The organism is Chroococcidiopsis sp. CCALA 051, from assembly GCF_003015105.1.
Lineage (GTDB): Bacteria > Cyanobacteriota > Cyanobacteriia > Cyanobacteriales > Chroococcidiopsidaceae > Chroococcidiopsis > Chroococcidiopsis thermalis.
In genome coordinates this window covers 34,095-46,007 of the sequence record NZ_PYCI01000041.1, presented here as the reverse complement: position 1 = coordinate 46,007, position 11,913 = coordinate 34,095, and the positions used below count along the sequence as shown (strand labels likewise).

At 45.5% G+C, this 11,913-nt stretch carries 12 protein-coding genes; 1 reads left to right on the top strand and 11 read right to left on the bottom strand.

Annotation, left to right across the window (positions count from 1 at the left end):
- From C7Y66_RS12445 to pheA, 7 genes are all read right to left on the bottom strand, one after another.
- A partial coding sequence (locus C7Y66_RS12445) for a DUF433 domain-containing protein (RefSeq protein ID WP_106545815.1) occupies positions 1 to 201 on the bottom strand: 201 nt, incomplete at its 3' end.
- A 240-nt stretch (positions 202 to 441) separates the two neighbouring features.
- Positions 442 to 711: a type II toxin-antitoxin system RelE/ParE family toxin gene (locus C7Y66_RS12440; protein WP_106545811.1), complete on the bottom strand. Its 270-nt coding sequence runs from the start codon at positions 709 to 711 to the stop codon at positions 442 to 444.
- Complete coding sequence (locus C7Y66_RS12435) at positions 708 to 926, bottom strand: hypothetical protein (protein ID WP_106545810.1); 219 nt, start codon at positions 924 to 926, stop codon at positions 708 to 710. The genes C7Y66_RS12440 and C7Y66_RS12435 overlap by 4 nt, the downstream gene beginning before the upstream one ends.
- A 32-nt stretch (positions 927 to 958) precedes the next feature.
- Entirely contained in the window at positions 959 to 1,135 is a 177-nt protein-coding gene (locus C7Y66_RS31825; protein WP_199197405.1) for a hypothetical protein, read from the bottom strand.
- A 324-nt stretch (positions 1,136 to 1,459) separates the two neighbouring features.
- A complete protein-coding gene (locus C7Y66_RS12430) occupies positions 1,460 to 2,362 on the bottom strand; it encodes a hypothetical protein (protein ID WP_106545809.1) in 903 nt (300 codons plus the stop codon).
- A gap of 288 nt (positions 2,363 to 2,650) precedes the next feature.
- Entirely contained in the window at positions 2,651 to 3,619 is a 969-nt protein-coding gene (locus C7Y66_RS12425; protein WP_106545808.1) for a protochlorophyllide reductase, read from the bottom strand.
- Positions 3,620 to 3,774: 155 nt separating this feature from the next.
- The gene (gene pheA, locus C7Y66_RS12420) at positions 3,775 to 4,623 is read right to left on the bottom strand and encodes a prephenate dehydratase (protein ID WP_106545807.1); all 849 of its coding nucleotides are present in this window, start codon (positions 4,621 to 4,623) and stop codon (positions 3,775 to 3,777) included.
- A gap of 268 nt (positions 4,624 to 4,891) precedes the next feature.
- Here pheA and C7Y66_RS12415 point away from each other — a divergent pair, with 268 nt between their 5' ends.
- Positions 4,892 to 5,470: a DUF1997 domain-containing protein gene (locus C7Y66_RS12415; protein WP_106168807.1), complete on the top strand. Its 579-nt coding sequence runs from the start codon at positions 4,892 to 4,894 to the stop codon at positions 5,468 to 5,470.
- Between the two features lie 50 nt (positions 5,471 to 5,520).
- Here the strand turns inward: C7Y66_RS12415 and C7Y66_RS12410 are convergent, their stop codons facing one another.
- From C7Y66_RS12410 to C7Y66_RS12400, 4 genes are all read right to left on the bottom strand, one after another.
- The gene (locus C7Y66_RS12410; RefSeq protein WP_106168808.1) at positions 5,521 to 6,252 is read right to left on the bottom strand and encodes a ribonuclease HII; all 732 of its coding nucleotides are present in this window, start codon (positions 6,250 to 6,252) and stop codon (positions 5,521 to 5,523) included.
- 95 nt (positions 6,253 to 6,347) lie between these two features.
- Positions 6,348 to 8,453, bottom strand: coding sequence for an Rne/Rng family ribonuclease (locus tag C7Y66_RS12405; RefSeq protein ID WP_106545806.1), 2,106 nt, complete (start codon positions 8,451 to 8,453; stop codon positions 6,348 to 6,350).
- A 9-nt stretch (positions 8,454 to 8,462) separates the two neighbouring features.
- A complete protein-coding gene (locus tag C7Y66_RS31045) occupies positions 8,463 to 8,633 on the bottom strand; it encodes a hypothetical protein (RefSeq protein WP_015156311.1) in 171 nt (56 codons plus the stop codon).
- Between the two features lie 418 nt (positions 8,634 to 9,051).
- On the bottom strand, positions 9,052 to 11,850 hold the full coding sequence (locus C7Y66_RS12400; RefSeq protein ID WP_106545805.1) for a TIGR03936 family radical SAM-associated protein: 2,799 nt from the start codon (positions 11,848 to 11,850) through the stop codon (positions 9,052 to 9,054).
- Positions 11,851 to 11,913 lie beyond the last annotated feature (63 nt).

The window sequence follows — 11,913 nt, the reverse complement described above, 5'->3', positions numbered from 1 at the left end:
CAACATTTCCTTAGCTAATTCTAGAGTTGCGATCGCTTGTTCGCGACTTACGCTAGGAAAGTGATCGAGAAATTCATCCAACGAGTCACCTGCCTCAAGATAATCGAGTAAGGTTTTAACTGGTACGCGAGTACCGATAAATACAGGTGTTCCTCCTAATATGTCGGGGTCGCTATGCATAACACGAAGTTTTGAAGACATAATTTTAAGATATTTAAATATAAGTTGTCCGTAGTTTCTCGATCCTAGCCGAGAATTACTCGAAATCAGTTTCAATAATTAAAATTGGGAGTGCGATCGTATTTCATAGATAATCTTTCATCATTTTCTCATCGATAATTCAGTAATTTAACGTTGCCCATCACCCGCCACTAACAGTCTCTCGGACTCAACCAGTAACCCTGATACGGTCGGGTTCACGGGCGTTGTTAGCTGGTGTTTCTATAATCGATTAAGCAGCAGATCGTATTCTGCATGAGAACCGACCCAGAACCAAATCACCGTATCATCTTCCAATTGACCAACAGCACGATAATCTTTGTCGATCCGTGCAGAATAGATGGGCAATTTTGGGTGAACTCTCTTGAATCGCAAGCCTGGATAGCTCGGATCTTGCTTAAATTGCCGATAAGCTTTGCGAGTCTGCTCTTGAATGGGTTCTGGAAGGTCAGCAAACAGTTCCCGAAATCGAGCAGTGGTACGGGATTTCACAATGTTTCCGGGTCTAATTCCTGAGTTCTACCTGCTCGATACTCTGTCATTGCTTCGGCTGCCAGTTTAGCCAACAAGTTTGGAGAACGGGCAAAGGATTCGTCCCATCGCTGTTCTTCTTCCAGTTCTTCCAAAATTAGGGTTGCGATCGCATCCTGCTCGTCCGTGGGCAAGGTTTTTAATCGCGCGATCGCCTGCTCAAGTCGCTCAGTCATATGAAAGATTTTTTACAAAGGACATTCTCATATTATTGCTTCTTCACCAGATCAAGTCGATCTTGCTCTGTCCATGTATCGCTTTGGTCAACAAGCTCGGCATCGTGTTGTACGAGATCGTTTAAAATCAGTGTTGCCAAGCGTAACCGCTCTGCTGGTGAAAAAGTACGAACAACCTGAGTATAAATTTCTTGAATGGTGGTTGACATATTAAATCTTCAATACCCCTCATCCTAATCTAAACTTGTAATCACTGCCTTACGGATACTCTTCAGGTCACTTGAGGCAGGCAAGCGACTATCTCCGAAGGCGAATTAGTCTACTCTCTCGTCTTTAATAAACTGCTTCAAGCGTCTTAGACCTTCGGGGAGATTAACTTCAAGGAATTTCCACAATTCAAACTTTTTAACTGATATCATATTGCCTACAAGTGCTTCCTTGTCATCTTTTTTTTGCTCGTTTTTTTGAATAGATTGAATCAAAATTTCTCCCGAATGTATGAGAGTCTGTTGCTGTTGAATAAATATGTCTTTTTACTGAATTATTGCACTGGCAAGTACTAATTGACCTCGTAAGTGATGAATATTAGCACTTAATCGCTGTTCTTCTATACTAGTCTCTAAAAATCCTGATGTGTTTAAAGTTGGGATGGAAGGGAGGCGTAAATACACTTCTAATGCTATTTTAATATTTTCTAGAGCTTTTTCTTTATCCCTTGGTATAACTGAGAACAGAACGCTATCCGCTTCTTCTTTAAGCTCGTCAGTAGCTTCTATTCCAACGTCGCGAAGAAATTGAGTAAAGTACGCCAGGTATTGTTTGCAAGCACTTTTAACTTCTTCGGGAAAATTGAATTGTACCGTGACAGTGTTAGAGTGCGCTTTTGAAGAGAGATTGAATAAGGTTTGCTCGTGAACTTTATTTAGAATTGATATAATTTCTTCAAGTTCAAATCTAAGGGGAGCAGATGAACTTTTAATATCAAAAAAGACTGAATATCCATTTAGAATTAGATCGTCTGCTCCTATCCTACATTCTGCATCTACTAAACTCTGAGTATCAAATACTAGTTTAAATTCTTTTCCATGCTCAACCATGCTCCAAGGTTGTTTCCAGTTGTCAAAATCAAACAAAAGTTCAATCTCTAATTTGTAGATATTATTAGTGTAATATATTGCAATGTAGTCTATATAAAAGTTATCGAATTCATGTTCCCAAAGGAAAGGATAGTAACAGCGAAATCTACTAAAATTGCTACTAAAAATTTCTGCGGGCGATAGTAATATCATGCGTTCGTATAATGCGGAAGTATTTAATACTGCACTACAACTTTCATCATCTGGAAAATAAAAAACATATCCTGCTTGAGGAGCTACAGCTACTTCGTCAAGAGTTAATATATATTCTCGACTATTTGTACGAATGTATCCAAACATTTTATTTTCTTAATGTGCTGCTCGCTTTATCTGAAGTATAGCTTAGAGAAACAAGATGACATCGATCTAATGGGACGGCGCACCCGATCGCTAAACTGTAGACAAGTATTAGGAATCGTACTTCAACTGTTTATTTATTAGTACGAGCGCATTCAATGCTAAGCGATTTTTATTGGTAGGTAAAGTTCGAGCGCAGGTGGAATTAAATCAATTAAAAAAGCGATCGCCCATCCTAAAAAAGACAGGCGATCGCATTTAAAATTTAGCTCAATTTTAGAAAGCTATAGCCTACACCGGAACCCCAATTCCTACTAACTTCTCGCTCAAATCCCACATTTTTCTTGCCTTTTCATCGTCGCGGGCTTGGGGCGAAACTTTTTGTACGAATGACTTGCCCTCTTTCTTCTGACGATTTCCCCAACTCCAATAAGCACCAGATTGCTTGTACTCAGGATCGATAACTACAGCAGCTACCCGTTCGCCAGCCAACTCCTGAGATACATATCCTCCCGTGATGTGTTTTTGAAACAATGGGAAGAGTTTTTGAAACAGCGGATAGTGGTTGCGGAACAGTGGTGTATCAGCAACGCAACCAGGATAAAGAGACGTAAAAGTAATTCCTGTAGAGTCATGATAGCGACGGTGTAGTTCCCGCATTGTCAACACGTTACACACTTTACTATCTTTGTAAGCTTTGACGGGTTCAAATTTCTTGCCGTCAATCATCGAAATTGGTGCTTTAAATCCAGCTGCAAAACCATCTAAATTCCCTAAATCTGGACGCGGTGGAATCTTCCCACCCAGTTCGTCTGGATTGTGGGTTACGGTTCCCAAAATGACAAGCCTTTTATCCGTAGCTGGCGAATTCTTCAAATCCTCTAACATGAGGTTGCATAGGAGAAAATGACCGAGGTGATTGGTAGCAACGTTTAACTCATATCCTTCTGGGCTGCGTAATGGCTCCTTGAGTAAGGGCATATAGATTGCTGCATTGCACACCAGAGCATCTAGGTGTCTGCCTGTTGCCCGAAAGTCTTTGACAAACTGTCGCACGCTCTCTAAACTAGCTAAGTCCAGATGGATGACCGTATAGCTATCTTCCGGTATGCTGACACTCTGAGCCGCAGCTTTTGTTTTGGGTATATCCCGACATCCCATAACGACATACCAACCTCGTTTAGCGAAGGCTTTTGCTGCATACAAACCAACACCCGAAGAAGTTCCTGTAATAACAACGGTCGATTGCTGTTGTGCCATTTTCTTAAATCATTATTAATCACGTTTTCTATTTTTTAGGATCTCATATCAGTGGATCGCTAGTGCTAATGTTTCTAAGTATTGCAATACGATCGCCACAAATATGAAAGCGATCGCCATACTTGTGAAAAATTGCTATTCTCTATTCATCCTGCCTAGTTGTTTTGGTTGAGCAACACGACTTTGTAGCTGCCAAAATTCTTTAAGATTTCTGTATGTGCCGTTAATTCTGTTAAAGCTGACTCCACAGCACTGTTATGAGAGTCACCTTCCAAGTCAATAAAATAGAGATATTCTCCTAGCGATCGCTTAGTCGGACGAGACTCAATCCGGCTGAGATTGATATTTCTTTGGGCAAATACCTGAAGTGGTTTTACCAATGCACCTGGAACGTTGGCGGGTAAACTAAAAGCTAGAGACGTGTGACTGCCTACGGTTGAGGACTGACGACTGAGTACCCAAAACCGCGTGCAATTATCAGGATAGTCAGAGATACCACTAGCTAACACGGGTAAGTTATAAAGTTTTGCTGCCCGTAGGGAAGATATTGCCCCCGCAGTTTTCTCCCGCTCTAAGTGCTGTAATGCTTCAGTTGTAGAATTTGTCGGAATCAATTGGACATGTGGCAAAAATTGTGTAAACCACAACTGACACTGTGCCAGTGCTTGAGGATGAGAATAGACGACTTGTAGCGTATCCAGACTTTGAGCGTGGGAAAGCAAAACATGGGCAATTGGCAAGACTAAAGCTAGTTGAATTTGTAGAGTATCCAACAGCCACATCATATCTAAGGTGACGGCAACACTGCCCTCAATCGAATTCTCGACTGGTACGACAGCAATCTGTGCTTCTCCTTGCGCCACAGCCTTGAGAGTTTGAGGAATGCTGGGGTAGGGATGCAAGACTGTCTCTTGTCCTTCCTGTTGCAATCGATTGCGATAGGCGATCGCAGCTTGTTCGGAATAAGTGCCACTGGGTCCCAAATGGGCGATCGATACGGTCATGTTCGCCTGCTAGCGCCGCTAAAAGTCATAACTCAATATAGCAGGGAGTAGGGAGCAGCTATCAGTGACCAGTGACCAGTGACCAGTGACCACGCACCACTGATAACTGACAACTGATTTGAGCAAAGAACTTCATAGTACTTTATAATCATTAACAAGTGTAAAGATTACCTTCATGATTCGTTCATCTTTTGGACTGAATTCCAGTAGGATGAACTCATGGGCTTAAAGAAACTATAAATTCTCTCTATAGGCAACATTGCAACCCATGTATACTCGGTTCACCGCCTCTCAGTCTGTAGAAATTGTTGTCCCAGAACAACCCGTACCGATCCAACACTACCTGCGTCAACCCCAACGTTTGGTAAAAGCTCTGGTAGACCCCAGCCGGATCGAGCAGTTAGATTGTGAAAGCTTTCGGTTGAAGATCCGTCCGCTCTCATTTATGACCCTGAACATTCAACCAACCGCAGACTTGAAAGTGTGGACGGAACCGAACGGTACGGTGAATTTGCGATCGGTTGCTTGTGAAATTTTAGGATTAGATTACATCAACCAACGTTTTGAATTAAATCTTCAAGGTCATTTATCTCCATATCAACATCAGAATATTACCCTACTGAAAGGTAAGGCGGATTTAGAGGTAAAGGTTGAACTGCCCTTTCCTTTGAATATGACACCCCAACCAATCGTAGAGACTACTGGCAATGGCTTACTCAAAAGCGTGTTGGTGACGATTAAGCAACGATTGCTACATCAACTTTTAACCGACTATCGCAGCTGGGTCAACGACAATCAGAATCAGTTACCAGTCACCAGTTACCAGTTACCAGTAAGCGAGGCTTAAAGCGAGTGGTGCGTGGGGAGAATTCGGAATTCCGAATTCGGAATTCGGAACTAATGCGTGAATTGCTCCTCTGCTCCTCTGTTCCCCTGCTCCCGACTCCCGACTTTCTTCAGTTGGCAGGGACGAAAAGTCAGCCGATGCAAGCGACAGGGACCGTGTTGTTGCAATCCCTCGATGTGTCGCTGAGTGCCGTATCCTTTATTTGTGACTAAATCGTACTGGGGATATTTGACTGCAAGGCGAGTAATTAGGGCATCGCGCCACACTTTAGCGACGATACTAGCAGAAGCGATCGCCAAAGATTGCTCGTCTCCTTTCACGATCGCCTGTTGCGGGATCAATAAATCTTTAATGGGTTGTCTGCCATCGACTAAGCATAGTTCGGGCTGAATTTTTAGTTTCAGGACTGCCCGTTTCATGGCTAGTAACGATGCTTGCAAGATATTAATGCGATCGATTTCGGCAGAGGTCGCAAAACCAATCCGCCAATCAAGTGCTACCTGACAAATATGGGCTGCTAATTTCAAACGGCGATCGCGCGATAGTTTTTTGCTATCTCTAATCTGGGCTGCTACTAATTCCTTCAAGGCTGATGGAGGTAAAACTACTGCCGCTGCTACCACTGGACCAAATAAAGCACCTCTGCCTACTTCATCCACTCCAGCTATGAGGATAGAGTATCGATCGCTTAACCCTGAGTCAAAGTCCTGGGTAATGCCATTTTGAATTTTAGATTTTTGAACTTTAGATTTCAGTTTTTGAATGGACGATGACTCAGGCATAATAGTCAATCGAAAAAAGTAGGTGGGCATCGCCCACCCTACACTATACACAAGCCCCCTTTTTAAGAGGGGTTGGAGAGATCTTTACACAGAATCTACTCGTCACCATCTGCCGAAGAACGACGGCGACGGCGACGGACTGGAGTTTTGCGATCGGTTTCGCTGTCTTCTAGCGCTGGTAGTTCCAATTCAGTGTTTTCAGAAATTGCAGCTATAACCGGAGGATCGGCAGCAGCCACGCTGTCAGTGTTAATGGTAGATACTTCTGAATCGGACGTTGTGCCATTTTCGCTTTGAGGCAAAGGAGGTGCTTGCCCGGGCAAAACGACTTGCACGATCGCAGATTTGGGATTTTTCACTTCCCTGTCTAAGCGTACTAGGGGCGATACGCCCATGACGGCGTAAATTTCCTGTTCCTCGGGTGTCATTTCCACCACAATTGTTTCTGGTGGATCGATCGCGACTTTGACGGGTTCCGGCTTTATGGGTTTAGACCGCTCTGGTTTTTCTACCCAGCCACGATGGTCGCGACTTAGCGTTCCGCCTGCAGCATCGCGGCGATCGCCATAGGAAACTTCAGTGGCAATTGCCCCTTCCGATTCTACATCTGGTTCTGTATCTCGGTCGTTGAGCAGGGTAAGCGAATTAGTCGCTGCCCGTGGATTTTCTTCTTTATAGCCCCCCTCGCCGATGCGCCGCCGCCGCCGCCGCCGATTATTTCCCGCGTCGCCAATTTCTTGATAATTAGGATGGTTGATCGGCATTAAGTCTTGGCGATCGCTATCGAAATCGTTACTAAAACTTTCTGCTTCCAATCCCCAACTACTACTACTACTAGTATTGCTTTCGCGGGGTTCTACTGACCGAGGGTTGGGCATGACGCGGTATGAGTCCCGCGCTGGCTGTGGGGCTGACCACTCGGGTTCTCGTGCTGCTGATGGCATTGATACTTCTCGTTCTTCCGATTCTCCTGGCAGGTGTACGACATGTCCTAAGCCGCCGCATGTAGGACAGGTGCGCCCAAAGAGTTCGTAAATATTTTGACCTTGGCGTTTGCGGGTCAGTTCGACTAAACCCAATTCTGACAGTTGGGCAATTTGCGGTCTGGCTTTGTCCGCTCTTAAGGCTTTATTAAAATGCTCTAAGACTTGTAACTGGTCGCGACGCGATTCCATATCAATGAAATCTACCACGATCACCCCTGCCAGGTTACGCAAGCGCAACTGTCGGGCAATTTCTGTTGCCGCTTCGCAGTTCGTCCACAGTACGGTTTCTCTTGCTGTAGCGGAACGAGTGAAGGAACCAGAGTTTACATCAATGACCGTTAATGCTTCCGTCGGTTGAATAATGATATAACCACCAGAGGGCAACTCAACTCGCGGTTTGAGGGCTTCGCGAATTGCGGCATTGATGCGGAAATATTCCAAAATGGGAATGCGATCGCGATGGTGGTCGATCAACAACCCTTGAGGCGGCTGTCCGCCACCCCAGTTCATCAAGTATTGCTTGACCCGCTTGAGTCCGGTAGCAGAGTCTACCACGATGCGATTTACGTCCGAGCCATACATATCTCGCAAGACGCGCTGAATAAAATCGTCATCGCGGTTAAGTAAAGAGGGAGCGCGGGTAGATTGCGCTTTCAATAACACCTCTTCCCACTGTTTTTGGATCGCCTCTAGGTCTTCAATAATTGCTTCTTCTGGCTTGCCTTCGGCTTCGGTACGAATTAACAAGCCCATGCCAGCAGGTTTAATTAAAATTGCTAAAGCCCGCAAGCGGTTGCGCTCGTTTTCATTTCTGATCCGTTGCGATAAGTTAACTCCCCGTCCAAACGGCATCAAAACTACGTAGCGACTGGGTAAAGTTATATTACCCGTGAGCCTGGGTCCTTTATTGCCCGTCGGCTCTTTCATAACCTGGACTAAGACTTTTTGCTGCGGTGCGAGTAGTTCTGTAATCGCTGCCGCAGTCCGTTTTAGCTTTAACGGTCCGAGATCGGTAACGTGGATAAAACCGTTTCGTTCTGAATCGCCAATGTTTACGAAAGCTGCATCTATACCTGGTAAAACGTTTTCTACGACACCGAGGTAAATATCACCAACTTGATGTCGTCCGGTAGCAACGACGAGTTCTTGAATTTGATCTTCTGAAAAAACAGCAGCAATGTGATGCTGCTCTGCTATGATAATTTGTTTTGGCATTCAATTCCCTCAAAAATTCGCAGCATCAGAAGCTTTGAGGTCTCCTCTCTCGCTTCGATTGACTGAAGGTAGGCGCTGCTGGAAATAATAGTGGCGCTCACCACGCTCGATCGCAACTAAATCTAAAGATGCTGGCAGTTTAAAAGCATAACAAAATGTTTTCAAAACTGCTGCATACATAAGTCTGCTCTGAGAACCGAGCATGTTTTGTAGTTTTAATCTTGTCTCCCTTCCTTGATTTGCGGACAGGAGCACAATATTAGTTCGCAGACACCTAATTCACAGACACCTAAAAAGCCTGTTTTGCCTGTCACTGGCTTCAAGAAACGCTCTTAGCGACTAATGAGACGACCACTCCGCTTCAAGTGCTATGCAAAAGAATCGTGGATGCTTCTCAATAATTCTCGCTAGTGTCCCATTTGGGAGAGCGAATCGGAAATCCAATGCAGCGCTAGAAAACTTCTGTTAGCTCAATTTTAACTCATGCTTGAGAAAAAGCAATTAATTAGAGAAGTCGTAAGTTGTAAGTCGTAATTCGTAAGTAACTGTTCCCTGTTCCCTGCTCCCTGATAACTGGTTACTGCTCACTGGTCACTGGTCACTGGAAAATGAGTTGCTGGCGATGGATGTGGAGCAGTTGGATTTCTTGGCGGGCAACTTGCTCTAGGATGAACGTGACGTGTTCTGGTTTCAGGTGATTGCCGTCTTGAGAGCAACTACCCGTATAGCGCAAGTTAAAGGTATTGTCTGGTTCTCCTGTATCTGGGTTGTGTGGTGGAACTAATTCTAATTCAAATAGGCGATCGCGCAAGTTCACCTGATAAGTTTTCTTAGATTTTGTTGTCTGCTCCCACCAAATTTCGGTTGAATTCTTAATAGTTTCTATCCATTCCTGCCGTTGTGTCGGTGTTGTCGTTTGAGTTGCCGCTATTGTCAGGATGTACTCTGCTCCCGTTAAAGTCTTCATTGCCGCAGGTGCTTTTAAATCGAGCGCGATCGCATCGTATATAGGTATGTCTATTGGTAACTGACTGCTCAGTTGTTGCCGAAAAACTGCTGGCTCGACGATTTGAGTTAGTTCAAAATCGACAATCTCTCCACTACTCGTTACGCCTAAAGGCAGAGCCAGCGCTACAGAAATCCTCGGGCTGGGACTAAATCCGGCTGTAAAGGATACGGGCAATGCGGCTCGTCGGACGGCGCGATCGAACAGGCGCATCAAGTCGAGATGGCTCACTAGCGCCATATCTCCCAGCTTGCCAAACCGGAGTCGCAGTCTTTGAACTTTGGTATTGTTAGGAACGTACTGTCCGGCAAATTGGGGAATTGGTGGTGGTTCGATGACAATGTTGTGACCGAAATCGATTCCACAAACGCCGCAGTGAGAACAACCATCAAAAGAGCAATCGGGGACGGTTGCAGCCTCCATAGCGCGTTGCAGATCTTCCTTGAGCCACTTTTTCTCGATCCCCGTGTCGATCCGATCCCAAGGTAAAGGACGATCTAGGGAGTCGGGAAAGAAAGTGGCTGGTGGCTGGTGGCTGGTGACTAGAATAGTTTCCTCGTCTCCCTCAGCCCCCTCAACTCCCTCAGCTCTCTTACCCTGCTCCCTTCTCCCTTGCATTAAATTCCACTCGCCTTGCTCGACTTGACGATACTTCCAGGTTAAGCCGGATTCGGCGATCGCTTGTCCCCAAGCGTTATACGCTCTCTCTACGCTGTCGTACCACGAGTCCATTCCCGCACCCAGTTCCCAAGCGCGACGTAATACAGCAGACAAACGGCGATCGCCTCGTCCGATGAAGTCTTCCATTGCCGAGATCCGCACGTCGGTAAAATTAACTTTGACTCCTCTCATGCGCCGAAACTCTTGGCGTAATAATTCTTGCTTGCGCTGGAATTCGCCTGTAGAAACAGAATGCCATTGAAACGGGGTGTGGGGTTTGGGTGTAAAGTTGGAAATTGTTAAGTTAAATGCTAAAGGTTTTCTACCTTGAGCGCGACATTCCCTTTGTAGCCATGCGACGGTTTCCGCGATCCCCAACACATCGATATCTGTTTCCCCAGGCAATCCAATCATGAAGTAGAGCTTGATTTTGTCCCAGCCTTGTTCCCAAGCTGTTTTTACGCCTCGCAATAATTCTTCATTCGTCAAGCCCTTATTTACGATATCTCGCATCCGTTGGGTTCCAGCTTCTGGGGCAAAGGTCAACCCGCTTTGGCGATAACCCCCCAAAATATTTGCGATATTTTCATCGAAACGGTCTACTCGCTGACTAGGAAGCGAAAGGGAAATATTTTCGTTTTGCAGGCGGTTTTTAATCTCCATTCCTACGGCAGGAAGAGATAAATAGTCGGAACAACTGAGGGAAAGTAGAGAAAATTCATTGTATCCCGTTGCCCTCATTCCCGTTTCGATCGCCTCGACAACCTGCTCCGGTTCTACGTCCCGTGCGGGACGGGTGAGCATTCCTGGTTGGCAAAAGCGACAGCCGCGAGTGCAACCGCGCCGAATTTCGATCGTCAGGCGATCGTGGACTGTCTCGACGTAGGGAACTAAGCCTGTAGAATACGCTGGGATGGGCGTAGCAACGCGCCGAATTATCTTCTCTGGAACGTCTGGACGATTGGGGTGAATGGAACCATCCATTGCCAGATCGTAAAATCGCGGCACGTAGACCCCTGGGATTTGCGCCAGATCTAGCAAAAGTTCTTCTCGATTTAACCCTGCTGCCTTGCCTTCTGCAACGACTAAACCAATTTCTGGTAACAGTTCTTCCCCGTCACCTAAAGCAATAAAATCGAAAAAATCAGCATAGGGTTCGGGGTTTGATGTTGCCGTCTGCCCGCCTGCAAAAATGAGTGGATAATTGGTAATTGGTAGTTGGTAATTGGTAATTGGTAATTGGTAGTTGGTATTTGAGTGGTGAGTGGCGCTTGGTTTTTCTCCCTCAGCTCCCCCAGCTTTCTTATCTCTCTTAGCTCCCTCAGCTCTTTCACGCCAAGTTAGAGGAATACCAGCTAAATCCAACATTTCTAAAATATTGGTAGCTCCTAACTCGTAACTGAGGCTGAAGCCTAAAATATCAAATTCTGTTAACGATCTTCTCGATTCAACAGCAAATAAGGGGGTGTGCGTCTCGCGTAGCTTTGCTGCTAGGTCGGGCGCTGGGAGGTAGGCGCGATCGCACATTTGGCGAGGCTGTGCATTCAAAATATTGTATAGAATGACGTGCCCTAGATTAGATGCACCAACTTCGTACAACTCAGGATATGTCAGTACCCAGCGTACATCTGCCGATTGCCAATTCTTCCGTATAGCTCCCAGCTCGTTACCTAGATAGCGAGCTGGACGTTGAATTTCAGCCGTTAGTAATGTTTCTACTGCAACTGCCACTTTGCGCCTCTCGTGCCAATCCCTGACTTATCACTCTAAAGCTAGCATCAATCGGCGATCGCG

Excerpts from the sequence above, each read along its gene's own strand:
- C7Y66_RS12435 (WP_106545810.1), bottom strand. The coding sequence starts at position 926 with ATGACTGAGCGACTTGAGCAGGCGATCGCGCGATTAAAAACCTTGCCC.
- C7Y66_RS31825 (WP_199197405.1), bottom strand. The coding sequence starts at position 1,135 with ATGTCAACCACCATTCAAGAAATTTATACTCAGGTTGTTCGTACTTTT.
- C7Y66_RS12430 (WP_106545809.1), bottom strand. The coding sequence starts at position 2,362 with ATGTTTGGATACATTCGTACAAATAGTCGAGAATATATATTAACTCTT.
- C7Y66_RS12425 (WP_106545808.1), bottom strand. The coding sequence starts at position 3,619 with ATGGCACAACAGCAATCGACCGTTGTTATTACAGGAACTTCTTCGGGT.
- pheA (WP_106545807.1), bottom strand. The coding sequence starts at position 4,623 with ATGACCGTATCGATCGCCCATTTGGGACCCAGTGGCACTTATTCCGAA.
- C7Y66_RS12415 (WP_106168807.1), top strand. The coding sequence starts at position 4,892 with ATGTATACTCGGTTCACCGCCTCTCAGTCTGTAGAAATTGTTGTCCCA.
- C7Y66_RS12410 (WP_106168808.1), bottom strand. The coding sequence starts at position 6,252 with ATGCCTGAGTCATCGTCCATTCAAAAACTGAAATCTAAAGTTCAAAAA.
- C7Y66_RS12405 (WP_106545806.1), bottom strand. The coding sequence starts at position 8,453 with ATGCCAAAACAAATTATCATAGCAGAGCAGCATCACATTGCTGCTGTT.
- C7Y66_RS31045 (WP_015156311.1), bottom strand. The coding sequence starts at position 8,633 with ATGTATGCAGCAGTTTTGAAAACATTTTGTTATGCTTTTAAACTGCCA.